The organism is Pectobacterium brasiliense, from assembly GCF_013449685.1.
GTDB classification, from domain to species: domain Bacteria; phylum Pseudomonadota; class Gammaproteobacteria; order Enterobacterales; family Enterobacteriaceae; genus Pectobacterium; species Pectobacterium brasiliense_A.
The window spans coordinates 1-22,344 of sequence record NZ_JACDSF010000002.1 but is presented as its reverse complement, the minus strand read 5'-3'; the positions used below and the strand labels follow the sequence as shown (position 1 = coordinate 22,344).

At 47.9% G+C, this 22,344-nt stretch carries 18 protein-coding genes; 7 read left to right on the top strand and 11 right to left on the bottom strand.

Annotated features, from left to right (window positions below; all coding sequences use genetic code 11):
* Positions 1 to 402: 402 nt before the first annotated feature.
* Positions 403 to 1,425: a L,D-transpeptidase family protein gene (locus H0248_RS01075; RefSeq protein ID WP_180784350.1), complete on the top strand. Its 1,023-nt coding sequence runs from the start codon at positions 403 to 405 to the stop codon at positions 1,423 to 1,425.
* Between the two features lie 178 nt (positions 1,426 to 1,603).
* Here H0248_RS01075 and H0248_RS01070 read toward each other — a convergent pair whose 3' ends face one another.
* A complete protein-coding gene (locus H0248_RS01070; protein ID WP_005970385.1) occupies positions 1,604 to 1,840 on the bottom strand; it encodes a major outer membrane lipoprotein in 237 nt (78 codons plus the stop codon).
* A gap of 315 nt (positions 1,841 to 2,155) precedes the next feature.
* Positions 2,156 to 3,568: a pyruvate kinase PykF gene (pykF, locus tag H0248_RS01065; RefSeq protein ID WP_100016683.1), complete on the bottom strand. Its 1,413-nt coding sequence runs from the start codon at positions 3,566 to 3,568 to the stop codon at positions 2,156 to 2,158.
* Between the two features lie 643 nt (positions 3,569 to 4,211).
* Here pykF and licT point away from each other — a divergent pair.
* From licT to H0248_RS01040, 5 genes are all read left to right on the top strand, one after another.
* The gene (licT, locus tag H0248_RS01060) at positions 4,212 to 5,075 is read left to right on the top strand and encodes a BglG family transcription antiterminator LicT (protein WP_180784349.1); all 864 of its coding nucleotides are present in this window, start codon (positions 4,212 to 4,214) and stop codon (positions 5,073 to 5,075) included.
* 436 nt (positions 5,076 to 5,511) lie between these two features.
* Positions 5,512 to 7,413, top strand: a complete 1,902-nt coding sequence (gene bglF / locus H0248_RS01055; protein ID WP_180784348.1) for a PTS beta-glucoside transporter subunit IIABC — start codon at positions 5,512 to 5,514, stop codon at positions 7,411 to 7,413.
* Positions 7,414 to 7,448: 35 nt separating this feature from the next.
* Complete coding sequence (locus H0248_RS01050) at positions 7,449 to 8,843, top strand: glycoside hydrolase family 1 protein (RefSeq protein WP_180784347.1); 1,395 nt, start codon at positions 7,449 to 7,451, stop codon at positions 8,841 to 8,843.
* Between the two features lie 269 nt (positions 8,844 to 9,112).
* Positions 9,113 to 10,744, top strand: a complete 1,632-nt coding sequence (locus H0248_RS01045; protein ID WP_180784346.1) for a carbohydrate porin — start codon at positions 9,113 to 9,115, stop codon at positions 10,742 to 10,744.
* Between the two features lie 51 nt (positions 10,745 to 10,795).
* Complete coding sequence (locus H0248_RS01040) at positions 10,796 to 11,974, top strand: alpha/beta hydrolase (RefSeq protein ID WP_180784345.1); 1,179 nt, start codon at positions 10,796 to 10,798, stop codon at positions 11,972 to 11,974.
* A gap of 133 nt (positions 11,975 to 12,107) precedes the next feature.
* Here H0248_RS01040 and H0248_RS01035 read toward each other — a convergent pair whose 3' ends face one another.
* From H0248_RS01035 to H0248_RS01015, 5 genes are read right to left on the bottom strand one after another with little or no spacing between them, the layout of a single operon-like run.
* Complete coding sequence (locus tag H0248_RS01035; protein ID WP_180784344.1) at positions 12,108 to 12,734, bottom strand: tetratricopeptide repeat protein; 627 nt, start codon at positions 12,732 to 12,734, stop codon at positions 12,108 to 12,110.
* Positions 12,731 to 13,537: an SDR family oxidoreductase gene (locus H0248_RS01030; RefSeq protein WP_180784343.1), complete on the bottom strand. Its 807-nt coding sequence runs from the start codon at positions 13,535 to 13,537 to the stop codon at positions 12,731 to 12,733. The genes H0248_RS01035 and H0248_RS01030 overlap by 4 nt, the downstream gene beginning before the upstream one ends.
* Positions 13,524 to 14,189 carry a TenA family transcriptional regulator gene (locus tag H0248_RS01025; RefSeq protein WP_180784342.1) on the bottom strand — a complete coding sequence of 222 codons (666 nt, stop codon included), beginning with the start codon at positions 14,187 to 14,189 and terminating at the stop codon, positions 13,524 to 13,526. Before H0248_RS01025 ends, H0248_RS01030 begins: the two co-directional genes overlap by 14 nt.
* A gap of 2 nt (positions 14,190 to 14,191) precedes the next feature.
* On the bottom strand, positions 14,192 to 15,628 hold the full coding sequence (locus H0248_RS01020) for an AMP-binding protein (RefSeq protein ID WP_180784341.1): 1,437 nt from the start codon (positions 15,626 to 15,628) through the stop codon (positions 14,192 to 14,194).
* Positions 15,609 to 16,265 carry a thermostable hemolysin gene (locus H0248_RS01015; RefSeq protein WP_180784340.1) on the bottom strand — a complete coding sequence of 219 codons (657 nt, stop codon included), beginning with the start codon at positions 16,263 to 16,265 and terminating at the stop codon, positions 15,609 to 15,611. Before H0248_RS01015 ends, H0248_RS01020 begins: the two co-directional genes overlap by 20 nt.
* A gap of 150 nt (positions 16,266 to 16,415) precedes the next feature.
* On the opposite strand from H0248_RS01015, the gene cybB reads away from it, so the two are divergent.
* The gene (cybB, locus tag H0248_RS01010) at positions 16,416 to 16,964 is read left to right on the top strand and encodes a cytochrome b561 (RefSeq protein WP_180784339.1); all 549 of its coding nucleotides are present in this window, start codon (positions 16,416 to 16,418) and stop codon (positions 16,962 to 16,964) included.
* Between the two features lie 105 nt (positions 16,965 to 17,069).
* On the opposite strand, the gene H0248_RS01005 is transcribed toward cybB, so the two are convergent.
* Genes H0248_RS01005 through H0248_RS00990 form a run of 4 tightly spaced genes read right to left on the bottom strand, consistent with a single transcriptional unit; the run spans position 17,070 to position 22,151 of the window.
* A complete protein-coding gene (locus H0248_RS01005) occupies positions 17,070 to 18,701 on the bottom strand; it encodes a S53 family peptidase (protein WP_180784338.1) in 1,632 nt (543 codons plus the stop codon).
* A gap of 24 nt (positions 18,702 to 18,725) precedes the next feature.
* Positions 18,726 to 19,967: a lanthionine synthetase LanC family protein gene (locus tag H0248_RS01000; protein ID WP_110163989.1), complete on the bottom strand. Its 1,242-nt coding sequence runs from the start codon at positions 19,965 to 19,967 to the stop codon at positions 18,726 to 18,728.
* Positions 19,964 to 21,040, bottom strand: a complete 1,077-nt coding sequence (locus tag H0248_RS00995) for a T3SS effector HopA1 family protein (RefSeq protein WP_180784337.1) — start codon at positions 21,038 to 21,040, stop codon at positions 19,964 to 19,966. The genes H0248_RS01000 and H0248_RS00995 overlap by 4 nt, the downstream gene beginning before the upstream one ends.
* Entirely contained in the window at positions 21,030 to 22,151 is a 1,122-nt protein-coding gene (locus tag H0248_RS00990) for a phosphotransferase family protein (protein ID WP_110163987.1), read from the bottom strand. Before H0248_RS00990 ends, H0248_RS00995 begins: the two co-directional genes overlap by 11 nt.
* Positions 22,152 to 22,344: the final 193 nt, after the last annotated feature.

Genomic DNA, 22,344 nt, shown 5'->3' with positions numbered 1-22,344 from the left:
TTTTTTTCATTTACTGATATTTGCCAACGGCACGTTATTATTTTTCGGCATATTGATTAACTCGCTGATATTTCAGAATTCATCCCGTATCTTTATTTCCCATTAAATTTTATGCTGGCTCTGCTTTGTAAAGAATTGAATATCAATGCTTTGATTTTTAAATAAAATATTCTTTTGTTACAACAATGCTAATATATACCCACGCTCGGTGGAAAGGGGCAACAATAGCCACATTGACACCAGATATCCCCGAATAATTCAGGTTGCAGAAACGCGAATACACAGGCAGCTTCGGGTATGACGGGGTAAACAGGGTATAGCCAGCCGGATACTGCATTCTGGGTACAGAACCGGATGTTGTTGATAAATTACTTATGTTAGTTGTGATGTAGGGAACCTAATATGAAACGCGCGTTAACTTTACTTGGTATGGCCTTCGCGGCATATCTGGCCAGCACCGCCGCTAAAGCGACGGAATACCCGCTACCGCCACCCAATAGCCGACTGATTGGTGAAAACATCGCTTATACGGTTCCCAATGATGGTCGTCCGCTGGAGGCTATCGCTGCGGATTTCAAGATTGGTCTGTTGGGAATGATGGAAGCGAATCCAGGGGTGGATCCTTACCTGCCGACAGCGGGCTCCACGCTCACGATCCCAACGCAAATGCTGCTGCCGGATACCCCACGTGAAGGTATTGTGGTCAATCTGGCGGAGCTGCGCCTCTATTACTACCCGAAAGGGAAGAATACCGTCATCGTTTACCCGATTGGCATCGGTCAACTGGGGCGTAATACGCCACTGATGACGACCAGCGTTAGCGAGAAACGTGAGAACCCGACTTGGACGCCAACGGCGAACATCCGTAAGCATTATCTTGAAGAGCAGGGCATTAAACTGCCTGCCGTTGTTCCGGCGGGTCCTGATAACCCGATGGGGTTACACGCGTTGCGTCTGTCAGCACACGGCGGCGTTTATCTGCTGCACGGTACGAACGCGGACTTCGGTATCGGTATGCGCGTAAGTTCCGGCTGTATTCGTCTGCGCCCGGATGATATCAAGGCGTTATTCGACAATGTGCCAGTCGGTACGCGCGTGCAGATTGTTAACGATGCGATTAAAACGTCCGTTGAACCAGACGGCAAACGCTACGTTGAAGTGCATCAGCCTCTGTCGAAAACCGATAAGGATGATCCACAAACCATGCCGATTCCACTGACGGCGAAGACGCAGAAGTTTGTTAAGGATGCGGAGACGGACAGTAAAGCGGTTGCTGATGCCATTGTGCGTCGTTCAGGCATGCCAATCGTGGTTAGCGTAGGGCAAGACATCAATACTTACCAGCCACCGGGAGAATCGGCGCCAGAAGCGCCTCAGACGCATCAGGTTGCGCCAATCACGGCGATCAGTACCACTGCTCGGTAATACCGAAATAAATCGGCCAGATGCGTTTAGGCGCATCTGTGCTGGCCTAGGGATAGGGCAGAAGCATGAAGATACCTGATAAAGCGAAAAGGGGATTGAAAGAGAACGCTGAAAAGGTAAAACGCAGGCAAAAAAATGGCGCACACTGTGCGCCATTTTCACTACTTAACCAGTTCGATTACTTTTTGTAAGTACGAACTTGGTTGTCCAGACGCTGGTTAGCACGAGCTGCGTCATCTTTAGCAGCTTGTACGTCAGAGCGGATTGCGTTCACGTCGTTGCTCAGTTGGTCAACTTTAGCGTTCAGAGTCTGAACGTCAGAAGACAGCTGATCAATTTTAGCGTTGCTTGAACAACCAGCAAGCAGAGTAGAACCCAGGATTACCGCGCCCAGTACCAGTTTAGTACGATTCATTATTAATACCCTCTAGATTGAGTTAATCTCCATGTAGCGTTACAAGTATTACACAAACTTTTTTCTAATGAGAATAAATTTTTGATGAGAACATGCTTAATTTTGATCGTTCGCTCAAAGAAACAGCGAGTTTTACCTATTCATTAAAAAAGTAAGGAAAACAGTGCTATTTTTATCGGATAACTCTGAGGCTTTAGGCTATTAAATGATGTGTTACACAGACGCATTAATTAGGTTATCGTACTGTAGAAAGTCGTTTCAAAATATAAAAAAAGCGCCATTAAGGCGCTTTTTACCGATCTGAGATCGTTGAGATTAGAGACGGTGTACAGAAGCAGTGTTAGTTGTGCCGCTGGAAACCAGTGCACCAGACACCATAACCACAACATCGCCTGCTTGCGCATGACCGCTGTTCAGTGCAGCTTCTTTACCGATACGGTAGAAATCATCAGTAGAAGCGATTTCCTTCACCAGCAGCGTATCAATGCCTTTGCTTAGCAGCAACTGACGCGCAGTCACGTCGTTCGTCGTCAGGGCCAGAATACGGGCGTTCGGGAAGTATTTACGGATCGATTTAGCAGACTTACCGCCGCTGGTCGCAACTACAATCAGTGGCGCATCCAGTTTCTCTGCAGTTTCGACTGCGCCACGGCAGACCGCTTCAGTGATACGCAGAACCGGAGGCGTCTTGATGGTATCCAGACGGCTTTTCATCACGGAGTCGGTACGCTGACAGATCGTTGCCATAATGGTAACGGACTCCAGCGGGTATTTACCTTTCGCGCTTTCGCCAGACAGCATTACGGCATCGGTACCGTCGATGATGGCGTTCGCCACGTCGCCAGCTTCAGCACGGGTAGGGCGTGGGTTTTTGATCATGGAATCCAGCATTTGCGTCGCGGTGATTACCACTTTGCGTGCCAGGTTACATTTTTCGATCATCATTTTCTGTGCGAAGATCACTTCTTCAACTGGGATTTCAACGCCCAGGTCGCCACGAGCAACCATGATACCGTCGGATGCTTCCAGGATTTCGTCGAAATTATTCAGACCTTCCTGGTTTTCGATTTTGGAAATGATCTGGATGTGCTCGCCACCGTGTGCTTTCAGGTGAGCGCGGATCTCTTCAACGTCGGAACGTTTACGAATAAAGGATGCTGCAACGAAATCGACGCCTTGTTCGCAACCGAAAATCAGGTCGCGTTTGTCTTTTTCAGCCAGAGCAGGCAACTGGATGGAAACGCCAGGCAGGTTGACACCTTTATTCTCGCCCAGATCGCCATTGTTCAGCACTTTACAAACGACGTCGTTACCGTTGATCGCCGTAACCTGCATACCGATCAAGCCGTCATCAACCAGAACGGTGTTACCGACGCTAAGATCTTCGGTGAATCCAGCGTAGGTTACTGCGACGCGATCTTTGTTACCTACGATGCTTTGATCGGTGGTGAACGTGAACGTTTGACCTGCGGTCAGCGTGACGTCAGCGCCATTTTCCAGCTTCATGGTACGAATTTCTGGGCCTTTGGTGTCAAGCAGGATAGCGGCTTGCTTACCAGTTTTTTCCATAACGGCACGCAGGTTCTTGATGCGCTGACCGTGTTCTGCGTAATCCCCGTGAGAGAAATTCAGGCGCATAACATTCATGCCAGCAGACAGCAGGTTGCCAAGCATTTCTTCCGACTCTGTTTTCGGCCCGATGGTACAAACAATTTTTGTCTTTTTCATACGATAGTTTCTACAAGTTGTGATGGATTAAAAAACGAGTGATCCAGTGGCAGGGCGAGACAGGCCGCTGGAAAGAAGGTATGAGGAAACAGTATAGGAGGTAAGTATAGATGGTCGTTATGAATGGGTGATGAAGTGCGCAACCGCTCGTCGCATGAGATTAGCGGGAGTCGCGTTGGCGATGCCGTTGATAATAATGTTATTGATAGTGGCACGTTGTTTAGCTGAAACCATTCAATTGAAACGACGTTCCGTATTATAGTTATTAAGCGACGAGAAACAAGGTGGTAAAAGGGATGAAATTGAATATTTTGTCGTGTTTACGCAAAAAACTGATCGATTTGGTGTTTTTACCTAACTTTGTTGCGCAACTGCCTAAGTCATCCGCGGGGTAAATGCACGAGGACGGCGCCCGTGAGCAAGGGCTTGATTCTTGTAATGGCCGACAATAAATCAAGAAAATGCGTGTAAGCAACGTGTTTTTCTGTCGATCCGTATCACGTTTTTGTGTCATGCTCCTTGAGAAGATGAATGCAGATGGTAGTTTACCTGCCATTACGGATTGTTACTGCGTTAGCAGGCAAAACCAGATACTCGTTTCTTTCCTCGGGTGTCTGGTTTTTTTGTTTCCAGGGTTTGAAAAATGAAGATTGCCAAAATACTCAACAATAATGTCGTCACCGTAATCGACGAAAACAATAATGAGTCGGTTGTGATGGGACGCGGGCTGGGCTTCAAAAAGCACTCTGGCGACCTGCTGGACGAAACGCTGATTGAACGTGTATTTGTGATGAAATCCGGCGAGCTGACATCGCGCCTACAGGAACTGCTGTCAGAGATTCCGATGGATGTCATTACGACGGCAGACAAGATCATTCTGCTTGCAAAAGAGCGTTTGCCCGGGAAACTGCAAAACAGCGTCTACATCCCCTTAACGGATCACTGCCACTTTGCGATAGAGCGCCATAAGCAAGGTGTGGATATCCGTAATGTGCTGTTATGGGAAATAAAGCGCCTGTATCCAAAGGAATTCGCTGTTGGTCTGGAAGCGCTGGATATTATTGAGCAGCGTCTTGCCGTGCGGTTACCGGAAGATGAGGCGGGGTTTATTGCGCTGCATTTGGTGAATGCGCAGCTCGACAGCGAAATGCCGGAAGTATTACAAATTACTAAAATTATGCAGGAAATACTGAATATTGTGAAGTATCAGTTGAACCTGGATTATAATGAGCAAGCATTAAGTTATCATCGTTTTGTGACGCATTTGAAATTTTTTGCGCAGCGGTTAATAGGAAAAAACACGGTATTTAGTGATGATGAATCATTACATGATGTCGTGAAGGAAAGATATCCATTGTCTTATCGTTGCGCAGAGAAAATACAGGTTCATATTGTTCAAAAGTATCAGTATACGTTAACGAAAGAAGAGTTGATGTTCTTAACGATTCATATTGAACGTGTACGGACAGAAGGTCAGGATAAAATAGAGCCAGGTGATGGGGAATAATTTCTGTTAATTTGCTTTTCGTCACAAAATAACACTATGACAAGATAAATGTCCTTGCATACTGTGAAAGTGAAAGCATAGAGTATGTGGAAAGTAAATTATCAGATGAAGTTGGTTTCATTGTCAGCACGACTACTGTGTTGACAAATAAGCAGGATTGTTACTGTCAGGCTAGTCTAGGTGGACAGGCAAAACCTAAATCGTTTTCTCAATGCTTATTGGGAAAACGATTTAGGTTTTTTTTTGTCTCAAACAGAGTTGGCGATCTTAAATTATTGATATTTAAGTCTGTTTATACCCTAAATAATTCGAGTTACAGGAAGGCGGCAAGAGAGTGAATCCCGATGAGCTTACTCGGGTAAGTGATTCGGGTGAGCGAACGCAGCCAACGCACATGTAGCTTGAAGTATGACGGATATAGCATTAAGGATAGACGATGGAATACAAAGCATTAGCAACAGAGATACTCGATGGTGTCGGCGGACGTGGCAACATCATTAGCGTGATGCACTGCGCAACCCGATTACGCTTTAAATTAAAAGACGATAAAAAAGCGGATGCCGCTGCGCTGAAAAGTAATTCAGGCGTGATCATGGTGGTTGAAAGTGGCGGGCAATTTCAGGTCGTCGTCGGCAATCATGTCAGTGACGTCTATCGTAGTTTACAGAATATTGCTGGATTGACGGATCAGGCCGACTCTTCAGGCAATGAAGACGGTGATGAGAAAAAAGGAAATATCTTCTCTCGTTTCATTGATATTATTTCTGGAATATTTACGCCGCTAATTGGCGTGATGGCGGCGTCGGGTATTTTAAAAGGTTTTCTGGCACTCAGTCTGGCGTGTGGTTGGCTGGTTGAAAGCAGCGGAACTTATAAAGTTCTGTTTGCCGCAAGCGATGCCTTATTCTTTTTCTTCCCGATAGTATTAGGCTATACCGCAGGGAAAAAATTTGGTGGAAATCCATTTGTTACCATGGTGATTGGTGCCACGCTGGTGCATCCATCGATGATTGCTGAATTTGGCGCTATGCAGAATGCAAATTATCAGCCGCTTTATTTCCTGGGCATTCCGATCACCTTTATTAATTATGCCTCTTCCGTTATTCCGATTATTTTCTCGGCCTGGCTTGCTTCACGTCTGGAAAAACCGCTGAATGCTCTATTGCATATCAATATCCGCAATTTCTTCACGCCGTTACTGTGCCTCTGTATCACCGTTCCCGTCACGTTCCTGCTGATTGGGCCAGCGGCAACCTGGCTTGGGCATATGCTGGCCAGCGGCTACCAACTGATCTACGGACTGAACTCCACGATTGCGGGCGCACTGATGGGCGCGCTGTGGCAGGTGTTTGTGATTTTTGGTCTGCACTGGGGCTTAACGCCGCTGATGATCAACAACCTCAGCTTGTTGGGGCATGACACCATGATGCCGCTACTGGTTCCTGCGGTATTGGGGCAGGCGGGCGCGGTCCTGGGCGTGTTGCTGCGTACCCGTGATATGAAGCTGAAAGGGATTTCTGGTTCGGCTTTCTCGGCGGCAATCTTTGGTATTACGGAGCCAGCGGTGTATGGCGTCACGCTGCCGCTGAAACGTCCTTTCATCTTTGGTTGTGTAGGTGGCGCAATGGGTGCCGCTATTCTGGGGTACTTCCATACCACTATCTATTCCTTCGGCTTCCCGAGCATCTTTACCTTTACTCAGGTTATCCCGCCGACCGGTGTCGATAACACGGTCTGGGCCGCCATTATTGGTACGGTGATTTCATTTACCTTTGCCGCCGCCGCGAGTTGGGCGTTCGGGATTCCCGCGCAAGAAAAAGCGACAGACGCAAATGCACCTGCGACGGCACCACAAACCACACAGCGTCAGAATGATGCAACGCGCAAGCAAGAGATAAACAGCCCGATCGACGGTACGGTTTTGCCACTTGAACACGTCGGTGATGAAACGTTTGCCAGTGGCTTAATGGGGAAAGGGATTGCCATTAAACCGCTGGCCGGGCGCGTGGTTTCCCCAGTGAACGGTACGGTTGCTTCGCTGTTTAAAACCAATCATGCGATTGGACTCGAATCGGAAGACGGAGCCGAGGTGCTCATTCACGTCGGCATCGATACGGTGAAATTGGACGGCCAGTATTTCACTGCACACATTAAGACCGGCGATGTCGTGAAGCAGGGCGATCTTCTGGTGGAGTTTGATTATCTGGCGATTGAGAAAGCCGGCTATGACACCACAACGCCCGTCATTATCACCAATAGCGAAGATTACGTTGATGTTCTGCCTACCGCCGGAGACACCGTGCAAGAGCAGGGCGCGTTGCTGACGTTAATTCGCTGACATTGACATTTACGACCCAATTGGGAGGAGAAAAGATGAGCCATCAGTTTCCGAAAGAATTTTTGTGGGGCGGCGCGATCGCAGCCAATCAGGTTGAAGGTGCGTATTTAACGGACGGTAAAGGGCTATCAACGTCCGATTTACAGCCACAGGGTATTTTTGGCGAGATCGTCACGCGCACGCCTGGCGACAGCGGAATCAAAGACACGGCGATCGATTTTTATCACCGCTACCCCGAAGATATCGCGCTCTTTGCTGAAATGGGCTTCAAATGCCTGAGAACCTCGATTGCCTGGACGCGTATTTTCCCGCAGGGCGATGAAACCCAGCCGAATGAGGCAGGGCTGGCATTTTACGATCGCCTGTTTGATGAAATGGCAAAGTACGGCATTCAGCCGTTGGTGACGCTGTCCCACTATGAAATGCCGTATGGTTTGGTGAAAAATTACGGCGGCTGGGGAAGCCGTGAAACGATCACCTTCTTTGAACGTTACGCCCGCACGGTATTCCAGCGTTATAAAGACAAAGTGAAATATTGGCTGACGTTCAACGAAATCAACTGCGCATTACATGCACCGTTTACCGGAATTGGTTTACCTACCGAGAGTAGTAAGCAGGATATTTATCAGGCGATTCATCACCAGCTCGTGGCGAGTGCGAAAGCGGTGAAGGCGTGTCATGACATCATCCCTGATGCCAAAATCGGCAATATGATGTTGGGTTCGATGTTCTATCCATTAACCTGCAAGCCCGCGGATGTCATGGAAACCATGCAGCAGAACCGCGATTGGCTGTTCTTCGGTGATGTCCAAGCCCGAGGATACTACCCGGCATACATGAAGCGCTTTTTTGCACAGCACGATATTACGCTGACGGTAACGGAAGACGATCGCCAGTCGTTGAAGGAAACGATTGATTTCATTTCTTTCAGTTACTACATGACGGGCTGTGTAACCACCGATGAAGAAGTGAACCAGAAAGCCCGTGGCAATATTCTGAATATGGTGCCGAACCCGCATCTGGAAAGCTCGGAGTGGGGCTGGCAGATCGACCCAGAAGGTCTGCGCTATATCCTGAACTATCTGTATGATCGTTACCAAAAGCCGCTGTTCATTGTGGAAAATGGTTTGGGCGCCAAAGATAAACTCGAAAGCGATGGCAGCATTAACGATGACTATCGCATCAAATACCTGAACGATCACCTGTATCAAGTGGGCGAAGCGCTGGAAGATGGCGTTGAGGTGATGGGTTATACCTGCTGGGGCCCTATCGATCTGGTGAGTGCATCAAAAGCCGAAATGTCGAAACGCTACGGTTTCATTTATGTCGATCGTGACGATGAAGGAAACGGCACATTAGAACGTCGGCGTAAGAAAAGTTTCTACTGGTATAAAGAGGTTATTTCCTCTAATGGTGAAACATTGGAATAAACCATCGCATCGATGAGTCATTTACGCATTCATTCTCAGAAAAATAAGCTCTGGAATGAATGCGAAATTTATTTTTTACTACCCATGGGAAAGATGGCGAAGAAATAAAACGGGAGGAAGTTGACTAGCCATTAAATTATATAAACGGTTATTTGTAACTTACACAACTTGTACAAACAGGCGGACTTACGGCTAGCGTCGTGAGGGGGTTGTCTCAACTTAAAACCGCTTTTCCCAATGTTAAAATGTACCCTACTCGGATAATAAATATGCGTAAAAAATTCCCTGTAAAGATGATAGTATTACTGATTTCTGCAGCGTTTTTGTCTAATGGTGCTATGGCTGCAAAATTGACCGTAGAAGAAAGACTGGAACTATTGGAGAAAGAACTGGCGGAAAATAAAGCGGAATTGCAGTCAACGAAAAAAGAGTTGAAGCAATACAAAACGATAATTGATAGTCGCCAAAAAGCAGAAATAAAAACCCCAACGGCACTGACAGGCAAAGAAAGTATTACCGTAATGACAACACCCCAGCCTAAGGCCACATCTTCCAGTGGGCAAGTAACCGCATCGGGAGACGAGACTGTTGCTATGCCACAGCGACAAGAGCTTACCCTGAATGAGCTATCTAAATACGTTAAGGATGATATTGGTTTTACCTATTCTGGATATTTAAGATCGGGCTGGGCGACTGGTACAAACGGTTCACCCAAATCTTATGCAATTGGTTCATTGGGTCGTTTTGGTAATGAACATACGGGATGGTTCGATCTTTTTCTCAAACAGCGTGTATATAATAAAGACGGGAAAACTGCCCAAGCTGTTATTAAGTTGGATGGTAATGTCGGGCAGTCATACAGTGCTGGTTGGTTTGGTGACGATAGTGCGAATGAGAATAAACTCCAATATTCAGATATTTATTTGACAACGAAAGGGTTTTTACCGTTTGCGCCGGAAGCGGATTTTTGGGTCGGAAAACATGCTTTACCTGTGTATGAAATCCAGATGCTCGATTGGAAAAGTATTCGTACCGATGCAGGCTCCGGCGTAGGTATTGAAAATATGAATGTGGGTGTTGGTAAGATGGATATCTCTTTGACGCGTGAAGATCTGGATGTATATTCACGAAATCTGTCGTCCAAAACGCAGATGAATACCAACTCTATTGATCTACGCTATAAAGGAATTCCTCTGTGGGACGGCGGGTCACTATCGTTAATGGGCAAATATGCCATGGCAAACAAGACTGACACGCAGAAAAGCAATGAAGATAATAATACTTATTTCCAACTGAAAGATGCATATGTAGCGGCTGCAATTTTGCGTCAAAATCTGAACCGTGGTGGATTTAATGAGTTCACCGTGCAGGCCGCTAATAATTCATTTGCTAGCAGCTTTTCCAGATATTCCGGTGCCAGCCCATTCATGGGATATAACGGTTATTACTATGGCGATCATACTAATGGTACTGCTATACGGGTGATTTCTCAGGGCGAGATGTATTTAAGCGATCATATTATCGTTGGGAATGCATTGGTATACTCAAGAGGTAATGATATTTACAGCTATGAAACTGGTGCTCACAGCGATTATGAAAGTATTCGTACCGTAGTAAGACCCGCCTGGATTTGGGATAACTATAACCAAACAGGCGTTGAGTTAGGATGGTTTACTCAAAAGAATAAAAATCAAAATGGTGTGAATTATAAGGAATCGGCTTATAAAACGACGCTTTATCATGCATTAAAGGTCGATACCAGTTTGTTTAACTCTCGCCCAGAAATTCGGTTCTATGGAACGTATTTGAAACTTCTGGATAATGAAATTTCAAACTTTACTTTCCCAGATAGTAAAAAAGACCAATTTACGGTTGGCGTTCAGGCTGAAGTGTGGTGGTAATATCTCGTTTACGTTTTGATAATCATTTGAGCATAACGAAAAGGAATAAGTATGAATATAAACTATCTAGCGTGTTTGATTGCCGGTATGACGCTGTATTCATCAGCGACTATCGCTGCACTCCCTGCCGATTTTCCGGTTATGCCTGCGGCAACCGTCCCTGTGAGCCAGTATGTCACGGCGGTGAATGCGGATAGCAGTATTACTTTCCGCCTGTTTGCGCCAACGGCGAAACAGGTCAGTGTTTTTACCGGTTCGACGCCCGATAGCATCGTGTCCCATGCGATGACGAAAGATGAATCTGGCGTATGGTCGTTCAAAACACCCGCGCTGGCACCGAACCTGTATGAGTATTTTTTCAGCGTGGATGGTTTTCGCACCATTGATACCGGCACGGCGTTTACCAAACCGCAGCGTCAGGTGAATACCAGCCTGATTCTGGTGCCGGGAAGTATTCTGGACGTGCGTCAGGTGCCACACGGTGAGTTGAGAACGCTGACCTACCACTCGAAAGCCTTGAAATCAGAGCGTCAGGTGTATGTCTGGACGCCGCCGGGCTATAGCGAATCGTCAAAACCGCTGCCGGTGCTGTACTTCTATCATGGCTTTGGCGATACGGGCGCATCGGCCGTGGTGCAGGGACGGATACCGCAGATGATGGATAACCTGCTGGCGGAGAAAAAGATTGAGCCGATGCTGGTCGTCATTCCTGATACGGAAACGGACGTTCCCAGCATCATCCCAGAAGACTATCCGCCGCAGGAGCGCCGCAAGGTGTTCTATCCGCGCAATGCGTTAGCGGCGGACAGGGAACTGATTCATGACATCATCCCCGAGATCGGCAAACGCTTTAACGTCCGTCAGGATGCAAACGGCAGGGCGCTGGCCGGGCTGTCGCAGGGCGGCTATCAGGCATTGGTATCCGGCATGAGTCACTTGGATCATTTCGGCTGGCTGGCGACGTTCAGCGGCGTGACCACCGAAACGGTGCCAAACGCGGCCGTTGCTGCACAGCTTGAGCGACCGGAGCAGATTAATCAGCAACTGAAGAATTTCACAGTGGTGATTGGCGAGACCGACAACATTACGGGTAAGGATATCGCGGGTCTGAAAACGGCACTGGAGCAGAAAAATATCCGGTTTGACTACCGCCATTATCCGAATCTCGGCCACGAAATGGATGTTTGGCGGCCAGCCTACAGCGAATTTGTTCAGAAGCTTTTTAAATAGCGTCTTAGGAAGCGGGCTTGAGAAGTCATGCCCGCTTCCTATCAGCCCCTGAATAGAGCCAACTGATCCCCTTACGACAGAAACTGGCTGGTACGTGCTCGCGGTTTAACGCTATCTGCCCGCGGGGCTATCATTATTGAATCGTTGCCAGCGCTTTTGCTATATCGCGATGACGGCCACTATCGGCAATGTCACGACCGGGTCGGGCAGGTGCCTTAAGCGCTTTTTCCAGATAACGTTTTGCTTCGTCTGACTTTTTCTCTTTCAGCAGGAAATCACCGTAAAAATAATTTGCATCAATGCCATCGGGATTGATCGCCAGCGCCTTTTTTAGCATCTCAGCGGCTTTTTCTTTATCACCAAAACCTATCGGCCAGCCGGGAACCTGATAATAGAGTGCGCCGAGGCTGGTCCAGGCTGACCCTTCAAGCGCGTTGGGATCGATCGCTATCGACTTCTCAAAACTGGTGCGAGCCTGTTTAACCAGACTGAGAGCACCCAAACCGCCTTTTGCGCCAGCCCAACTGCTATCGATAATCCCTGACCAGATCAATAACGTTGCATCATCATTGTTTCTGGCATGACTCGCGTCATGTGCCCGTTGGCTTAACGTGCTAAAGCAACTCTCCTTGTTAGCTTCCAATGTCTGGTACTGGCAGACAGACCAGTCGTGTTGTAAATCTGCCAGAGGCGTATTTGCCAGCACGGACATGGGTACAACCCCTGCCAATACCACGATAAGCGCTTTGAGTGTTCTCATTTATTTTCTCCTCTGACCGTGCGTCGAGCGAACGCCTGAATGACCGGTAATTTCTTGTTTAACGCGCCGTCAACGACGGAGGGAAACCAGGCATTAATTTTGACAAACAGGCGTTCCATAACACCGAAGCGGTATCGCTTTTGTTCCGTTTCAAGTAGTCGGACAATCTGAGTAGCCACAACGGTGGGGGTATCACTACCATTACCAAGTTTGCGGTTCAGGGCATAGACGGTTTCGCTGTTGAGTGCGGTTTCCGTCGAACGAGGAGCAACATACAGTACGGAAATACCGCTGCCCCGTAACTCACGATGTAGTGCTTCGGAAAAACGGTGCATAGCGGCTTTCGTCGCGCTGTAGACGCTCCAGGCAGGATGACCAATTTCCCCGAGAATGGAACCAATATTGAGAACAATGCCCGGCTGATTAACTGTCGTTAACAATGCTCGAGTGAGTAATATCGGTATTTCAATATTACTACGGATCTGTTCGCGAATATCATCAAACGATTGCTGCTCAAGCAGCGCAAAGTGGCTGCATCCCGCGTTATTAATCAGGATGTCCAGGTTTCCGCTTTCGTTAAGCTGAGCGGCAAGTGTGCTAATTTCAACATCTGAGTAGGTTTTCATCAGAGCGATACAGTGCCGTTCTGGGTGGGGTAACTGTTGTTGCAGGCGTTGCATCGCCTGTTCGTTACGCCCCACCAGATAGAGGCTTGCGCCTTTTCTCGCCAATGCGTGTGCTAGCGCCTGACCAATTCCGCCACTGGCACCGGTAAGCAGGATCGTCTTATTATTCAGATTCACGTGCGTTATTCCCCAGTTGGTTGAGCATCTGTGTATACAGGTGATAAACGCGGCGGGCGGAGTGGATAATGGCGTCCTGATCTCGCTTGTCAGTGATGGTATCCATCAGCAAAGCAAAAAATTTCAGGTGATCCTGGTCGAGTTCGCCATGTGAACGCAGATAGGTGGTCGCCGTTTTTGGCAGCCCCAGTGTCTGTTCAACCTGCTCGGCAATCGATGAGGCGATCGATACGCTGGTGCCTTCCAGCACCAGTACCATGCCAAAGAGGCTCATCGGGTTGACTCGCTCAATTCGGTAGTAGAGAAAGGCAAGCATCATTTCAATCGGTAGGCTGGGCGTGCCTAATCTGACCTTTTCTGCATCCCCACCACAAGCGCGAATATCGTTCAAAATCCACTCCTGATGGCCATATTCTTCTTCGATATACTCGGTAATTGCACCGCGTACTGACTCATGTGATGAAGGAAGTCGGCTGCCTGCGCACATCAACAGGGGGACGGTGTGGCTGACATGATAGTAAGCCTGAGTCAAAAATTCGATATACATCTCGCGTGAGATATTACCCTCACGGCAGCGAGTGATAGCCGTAGATGAGAACAAACTCTGGCGTTCATCGGCGGTCTTATTTTGTAATTGCTGATAAAAACTCATTATTACTCCTCCTCACTACACGTGAGAATCTGATGTTGTAGGGTTTGCCATATGGCATTTCGGCGAGGACGGCCATTGGCCGTTAACATATCGGGTGATGAAATATCGTGGGTAAACAGCAACCGATGCAGTTGCGCGTAATCAGGTAGTCGGGCGGAAAGTGCCATCAGTTGTTCCCGTGCCTGCTCCTGTTGTCCGTCAAAGGCATCGACCAAAGCGACATTACGAGCTAACCCTTCGCCGAAAATCACAATGCGGCGGACTGCGGGACAGGCCATTGCCTCCGCTTCTGGCCATTCCGGGGAAAAATTGCGGCCGAAAGCGTTAATTTGCACATTTTTTATGCGTCCGTGAATGTGAACGAATCCGTCGTCATCGATTCTGCCGAGATCGCCGGTCGCTACCGTCAATAAGGGCGGCTGTGCCCCCAGATAGCCCAGCGCGTTGGCCGGACTCACGACAACCAGTTGCTGATGAACATCAACCGAGATTCGGATACCCGGTAATGGCCTGCCGACGCTGCCCTGACTTGTGGCCCCGGGTAGGTTGAGTGCCACGACGGAACCACATTCTGATAGTCCATAACCTTCAAAAATAGGGAGCCCGCTGCGAGCCGCAAGCTCAAGCAACTGAGCAGAGATTTTGCCCCCCCCCGCCGCGATAAAACGGAGTGACTGTGTGCTTTCCTGAGCGTGCTGGTGCAAATGTAATAGCACCCGTAATAACTCTGGCACCAGCACCAGACTTTCTGGACGCCAACGCACAAGTGCCTGCGAAAACTGAACCGCATTGAAGCGGCTGGAGCCTTCAAAACCTATATGTGAAGGTGGCAGCACCACGGTTTCAGCTCCCAGCAACAGCGGGATGTAAATGCCACACAGATTCTCAAGCAGAATACTGAGCGGTAATGTCACCAAATGCTTTTGTAAGTGTAGGGGTTGCAGCGCTGTAGCAAGTGCTTGTGCCGTCCATACCATGCCGTTCAGACTCAGGCACACACCTTTAGGCTCACCCGTAGTGCCGGAGGTATAGGTGATTTTGGCCGTACCGTAAGGAAAGGGAACGGGTTCATCGACCGTTCTGGTTTGCAGTGTGCCTAGTGAGAAATCACACGTATGCCACCCTTCCAGCGTATCACCGCCGATTCGCGCATCAATCGATGCCGACGACAGCACCCAGGCTTTTTGTCCGTCGGTGAAGAACGGGGGGACCGGTACGATCACAATCCCGCTAACGAGACAGGCAAGGTCGATGATGGCCCATTCAGGACTATTTTCTGACTCGAGCGCTAACCGTTTTACGCCGAGTGACGTTAATTGTCTGGCTATATCCATGACCGACTCATGGTATTGCTTCCAGCTCCATGCACGTGCTTCACCTTGCAGGGCGATAGCATCGGGATGATGTTGTGCTTCTTGTTCAAGCCTGTCCAGAAACATAAGGTTCTCCCGTTGTCGCAATCCAGGGGGCGTTAGGCAATGCGGTGAAGAGGCTAAGCAGGATACTTGTCTGGCTTAACGTCGTTCTCCCGCCGACGAGTTCACCTGCCATGACTTGCGGATCATGCCGATAATATTCCCCCCATTCCTGTGCGGCCTCACCCAGTCTTTCCGCGCTGGCAGGGGTCAGTAAGGTTGGCTGCAGATTCAGTCGATGAAAGATGTTGCGGATTTTCTTGGTGCCGGTAAACACGATCCATGAGTAATGGTATTGATTAAGCAATAAGCAGAGGGCGGCATACATGACGCGTGCAGAGGCACCGTCACTGGCGGTAAAGTTTCCAACTTCGACAATCCCCTCCCGTGAAACGGGCAGATTAAGCCGCGAGGACAATAGTGTTTCAACGGGAGCATCGAGATAGTGCTCCAAGTAAAATACACCTTGCGAAGCCGTCTGGACACCACAGGCAGCTTTCAGTTCTCCACGGGCATCGTACATGCCCAGAAGCCAGGGCATACAGCGGGAAAGTGAGGCGTTGTAAATCTGATGATAGCTTTCACGTATTGACGTTGAGATATCATTCTGTTCGTATCCGCCATGTAACCATTTTAATGTGTAGGGTGACATTATTCGCATGATATAACCTCTGATGGAATAAGCGCATTCTGGCAGAGGATTATTATGTCAACCTTAAGAGCGGAGAGAGGGGCTAAAAATTTTATATTAATGTATGCTTAAGCTTTTCATTCTATAACCGTTAGACAATTTATTCTCTGGTATTTGAAAATGAAAAAAACTTATGCGTCCAGCCAAATTGTTTTTCACTGGCTTGTGTTTATCATGGTTGTTATTACCTATGCTGCAATGGAATTTAAAGGATTGACACCAAAGGGAAGCTCTGCACGCGCCATGATGGCTCTGGTTCACTATACGGCGGGTTTGGGGGTGTTATTACTTATGATGGTCAGGATGGTGTTGAAATATATCCATCGCACCCCCGAGATTGTTCCACCACCGCCACGTTGGCAAGTTGTAGCGGCGAAAACAGTACATGGTATTTTGTACGTTATTTTTCTTGCTTTGCCGCTTCTCGGTCTATTTTCGCTTTATTTCGGTCAGGTAGAGTGGTCTTTTTTGGGAATAACAATGCCCGTTGCTGGCGTACTGAATAAAGATATTCAGCACAATCTGAAAGAGTTGCATGAATTGATAGCCAATACCGGCTATTTTATCATTGGTCTTCATGCTGCGGCTGCGTTATTTCACCATTATATCGTGCGTGATAATACGCTGGACAGAATGTTGCCTCTTCGCAAGGGAAGAATGTCTGAGTAGCGTTAGACGCTTATCCAGCATCTGATCGGGGCGGTACGCTTGCCATGTACTGGCAAGCGTACCGAGGTGTCACCATGGTGTTGGCTAATGTGGTACGTAGGAGGGTTATTCCCAGTAACCTTCCGTCTGTTTTATCAAACCCAATAGGTTGATGCCATTTGGCGATCCCAAACCAGTACAGGGATCCCATCCTACGGCGGCGGGCAACCCGTTATTGCCAGGGATGTTACTGCTAAATGCATTTGACCCGATGAGTTGATACAAAAAGCTGTTGATATTGCCAACTCGGTATGACAGTGCGGTATTGAGGCGCGCTATCAGGCCGGCGATGAGCGGGGCGGCGGCGCTGGTCCCTGCCGCTTTAAACGGTTTCCCCTTGAAAATCATGGTCGTGTAATTCACGCCACTGGCATTCACGGACAGATCGGGGGTAGCGCAGGCATTTTTTGCATAGCTAGGATACTGGCGGAAATAGTTTGACAGAGCGTAGTATTGGTATGCAGGTGGGGGGGAGATAATGCTAAATCCTCCGCCGGATGCATTGGCATTTTCATGCCAAACCTGCTCTCTTCCATTACTAAAGAGATCGGTTCCGCCACAGGCAATGACGGAATCATAGGCCGCAGGAAGATTGACGCCAGGGACTTTATTATTGGAACCGACCTGATAAATTCCATAATCTCCCGATGCGGCGAGAACCGTGATGCCACGCAGACCCAATTGCTGAAGCAGCATGGCGGACTGCGTTTTCTCAGCCTGCGAGACACTGCTTTCACCGTTAGCCCAACTCGTGCTGATGACACTCACCTCATTTTCTGTGTCATTCAGTACGGCGCGGAATCCATCGGGAAAAGACCTGGCGTAGTACACGACGATTTTGGCTTTAGGGACTATCCCAGCGACCAGTTGTACGTCCATGTTAATTTCTATGTCGTTGATAAATTTTGATTGAGGCGGCTGCCAGGGCTCTGTGCCTACGATCTGCACGTCGGGTTTTTCAAGCTGGAACAGAGTACAGAACGTGGCGAGATCGCTGGGGTTAAATGTTCCCCCTAATGCAATAATTCCCACCGTCTGCCCTTCGCCCTGATTATTGGGAAAATGGTATAGTGCGGTAAGATCTTGCGGTGAATATCCCTCTATCTGCTGCTGTTCTTGTTCACCGGCAAAATCAGTCTGCTTTTTTGGTTGTTGAATGAAATGTTGAACCGGTGAATCCTCTGCTGCAATCTGCATCATTTTTAAGCGTTTGGATGGAACATATCCCGCCTGCAAACCTACATTTAATCCGTCAATACCGGTAATATGGGCGCGCAATTCGTCAGGCAGTTGGATGCGTCCGTGATAGGCTAAAAATGGATTGTTGTTGTCATCCTGATAAATGTGGAAAGAGACCCCAAGTAGCTGAGATAACTGGGCTATGGTGCCCGTCGCTGTTACTTCATGCGTTTCCGCGTTACTGCTCACGTCCTTTAACTCGGCCTGCTGGGCAAACTCTGTCATTTTCTGGATCGTGTTATCGTTCACCGCAAAACGCTGTTTGAGAGCGGCTGCCGAAAGGTACTGGCGTTTTTTGGGATGAGTGTTGCTGAGATTGCTCGTTGACTGTAATGCGTTTTCATTCGTGTCCGGCAACAGATGAAAGGTTAACGTCAACTCAGCACTGTTATCCGCCGTTGTTTGATACACCGCGGTCGGAGGGAGTGTCTGAAAGAAATCATCGGTATAAGTATTCATGGGATTATTCCTCTTTATCACGCATTAACGGATATGCAGCACGGTTTCCACTCTTTCGGGATCGAATAAACGCAGGTAATACAGCCCTGTCCCCGCCAGACCTAACATTAATCCCGGCGTTTCTTTACCGGATTCACCTACACCGCTGGGATCAAAAACGCCGCTTGGCCAGGGGGTTTGCGTTAGTTGGTACTTTTGAATGCCGAATGAGGCGATTCGATGGGCTAACTCGGCAAAATCTGCTCGCTGTAAGCACTCGGCTCCCATAAGAAGAATTTCACTGTTGCCAGCGCCGCCGTGGCAGAGGCTAAAATTGATTTGCTCTGGCTGTGTGCTGAGCTGTTGCAGAAGTTGCTGAGAGGTTGTCGTCAACCCTGCTAACGCTTCTTGTAATAATGTCGGTTCGTTTAATAACTGCCAGGCACGTAAGCGGGATAGTGCGACACCGGGGGCACCATGACACCACATAGTATTGAACTGCGGTGTACGATACATCGAACGTAAATCGGGCCAGTTCTGATGCTGAGGGCTGAAGTTTTCACGTTCGTAGTTAAACGCTTGAAGGCCAGCATGAAGGTAAACGTCTCGATGCGTCACCACGCCCAGCTCAATCAAAGCCAGCCCAAAACCGGCCGCACCATGAGAATAGCCCGTTAAGCCGCGCTCATTACCAGGGGTAATCCAAAAGTGTGTCGTGGGGGTTTTTTGTGCTTTGCTTAATAAAAAATCACCTAACCTAACGGCGCATGCCAGCCAGCGATCGTCATCTTCCGCCTGATAGATTTTCAGTAAAGCAGGGATAGCGCCAGCGGCCCCACCGATCACATCCAGTTCATGATCGGCAATCGGAAGGGTATGAATGTGTTGCAGTAAGTTAAGCCCCTGAGTTTTCCAGTCCGGCTGATTGAGGATGGTGCCGACGCGCCACATTGCCCAGGCAATGCCTAGTTGCCCAGCATGGAGGCTAAAAGCACTCAGTTGGTGAGGTTGCCCTAGCATATGCTGGATACTGTTAATGGTTGACGTTAGGGTGTCGAACAGAATAGGGTCTGGTTTTTGTCGGTACAATTCTGCCAGAAATAGCGCAATACCAGACAGGCCATTGTACAACGACGCGTCAAAAGTACGTGTGACGACCTGAAATTGACCATTAATGACATCAACAACAGAACCCTGCCAATTACTTCGGTTGTTAAAACAGAAACATTCCCGTTGGAGATGCTTGCCGATACTCTCCGCTGCATTCAGGTATTGCTCATTTTTCATGATGCAGATTCCCTCTCTTGTTCACTAAAATCAACGGGCAAACTCAGCGTATTGGGGTTGAGATGCAGGCGGTGGATAGCGATGCCTTTGCTAGTAAATAGGTCAACAAGACAAGCCCAATTCATCTGCTCTGCGGTTAAAGAGGAAGGGCGTGCTTGTTGTTTTTCATAAGCATCCAGTAACCCTTTCGCGATAATCTGGCAGCGGTGCATACCGAAACTTTGGCCATTCCCCGGATCTTCTGCGAAAGAAACGCCCGTTGTTATGGGTTGGGTAAATAGGGGGTGGGCGTTGAGAAGATATTTTTCTAAAGACGGGATATGAGGTTTTAATACGCGTAACGTGTAATCAAAATAGCGTTTTTCGAGATACAGCACGGCACTGTCTGCCCGATGATATAAATCGGGATGATTCAGGCATTTAAAATTAAACGCAATATGATGTGAATTTAATACGTCGGTAATCATGCTAACCAGTGCAGCAGCTCCTTCCGGCAGGATATTCCAGTAGATTCGCACCTGTGGCGCATCATGTTCCATATAGTGATTACTATGCACATAATAAAAAACCTGCTGTATATGACGATTCTCTTTTTGCCGAAGAAAATGAATATATTGATTAACGACGAGTGGCGTATTGGGAATGGCAGGAATAAAACTGTTCGGATAGGCCTGCCGTAATTTCCCGCTCTTTTCTGCCCATATACCTTGGGTATCGGCATGATAAATTTTCCAGTTTTGATCGGGTGTTTCCAGAGAGTGATTGGCTGAGCTTAATGTCTGCATGAATATTTCACGCGCATTATGCTTAGGCAAATGTAGCGATTTTTTATCATCCGCAATACCGCAGTAGAGCGTGGTATAGAGTGCCAGACTCAGTTGTGATTCCAGTAGCTGTTTCCGCTGTTGCCGATCGTGAGTCTGGTTATGTCCAAATAGATTTAGTGGGCCGCTGTAGTCGTTCCAAACCGTATTGTGGAACACCGTATGGGGTTTGCCGTCGATCTGATAGCTGTCTGTACTCGTCACGCGGACACGTGCTGAGAGCTGTTTTAACTGCTGTTCAAAGTTCATGAGAATGTGCTCCCAGAATCTGAGTGGCCCACGCCTGAGGAGAGGCAATCATTTGTGTCACCATCTGTACAATGCGATTGCTTGAAGGCTGTAATTCAGCTTTCGAAATATTGGACTCAAACGCAGTTTGCAGCATTCTGGCGGCAGTGTAGTGGGTAAGTTTTTGCCGGTTTTCCGCGCTATTAAGCCCAGCGTCCGGGTTAATGATGCCGCGCGCCTTGGAGTAATTCAGCCAAAAGGATTGGCAGGCTGACAAGGTTTGTTCCCAGGTTAAAAATTCCATACCGGGGTGAGGCTGGTGTTGCAGCATCGGATTAGGATTTTGTGAGAAAACCCACAGCGTTAAAAAGCTTTGCAAAAGACCAGCCACATCCCACATCGGATCGCCAAGATCGGCGATTTCCCAATCGATCAATTTTAAGGTGCTGGTTTTTTCCTGATCAACTCGAATAAAGTTGACCAATTTAATATCACCGTGAATCAGGGTATTACCTGACCAAGTATAGCGTAGGTCTTCCAGAAGCTGCGGAATATCTGGCTGCTGACGAATCAATGCATCAATAGGGCCGAGATGCTGTTGTGAATTCTTTATTTGGGGATTATCCCTGTCACCAAATAGCATAATCCACGGAGGTTGCCGATTAAAAAAATTCAAGCTAGAGTGGTTTTTTATTTTTTCACTGAGATCGTTATGCAAAGTAGCTAGAATGATGGCCATTTGTGACAGTTCTTCCTGATTGATAGCTTTTCTTTGCGTAATAAACTCATGAAGACTGATGGCTCCGGGAAAAAATTCGGTGACAAAAACATGGTTACCTAATTCATAGCCATAATAATTAGGAATGAAGGCGCGCATTTTCGGCAATATATCGGTTTGTTGGATAAGGCAATGCACGGTTGCATCTTTTTGCATCAAATAGGCATTTTGCTGATCTGAAGACAAAAGTTGCTTAACAAACAACCCGCTCGGATTATTATCTAAAAATACCTGAAAAATACTATTCCTGCTTTGACGCTGAATGACTTTATAGCTACCGCTGACCAGATATTCAGGATGTAAGAAACCATTATCAACGAGGAAATGAGCGAGATTGTGCAGCGTTAAGCGCATGATGATTTCCTTTCAGGGATAAAATCACCGGCGAGTTATCGCCGGTGATGAGGTAGCAGCCAGAATTAACAAGAGCCAATCGATGGGAAATAGGTTTGTGCGTTAGGCTGTTTCGTACTGCAATTCCAGCTCACACCGCAATCCTGAGGATGGGTAATGGGTGGCGTTTGAGCCTGTGCAGCAGCGCAGTGGC